Source organism: Burkholderia sp. GbtcB21, from assembly GCF_019091065.1.
GTDB classification, from domain to species: domain Bacteria; phylum Pseudomonadota; class Gammaproteobacteria; order Burkholderiales; family Burkholderiaceae; genus Burkholderia; species Burkholderia pyrrocinia_C.
In genome coordinates this window covers 1-313 of sequence record NZ_JAGXKA010000163.1, presented here as the reverse complement: position 1 = coordinate 313, position 313 = coordinate 1, and the positions used below count along the sequence as shown (strand labels likewise).

1 pseudogene is annotated in these 313 nt (G+C 75.4%); it reads right to left on the bottom strand.

The window, feature by feature from the left end:
* A pseudogene (locus KVT39_RS36690) lies at positions 1–313 on the bottom strand (exodeoxyribonuclease V subunit alpha); the annotation flags it as partial.

Sequence of the window (313 nt, the reverse complement as noted above, 5' to 3'; positions counted from 1 at the left end):
CCGAACCCCCGCGCGAGCCGCTCGACCGTCGACGTCGCGAGGGACTCGCCCGCATCGTCGTGCAACCACGCGGCTGCCGCGTCGTGCGCGGGCCGCGCATCGAGCGCGGCCCGCACGTCGCCGCGGCGGGTCGCGAGCGACAGCCGCCCGAGCGGCGAAGCGAGACCGAAGCGGTAATTGCGTTCGAGCCACACGACGCAGTCGGCGAGCGGCGCCGGTGCGGACGGGGCGGGCGATGCAGCGGTTTCGCCGGGCGATGTCGACGTGATCGACGCGAGCGCCGCGTCGCCTGCATGGAACGGCGGCAGCTCGA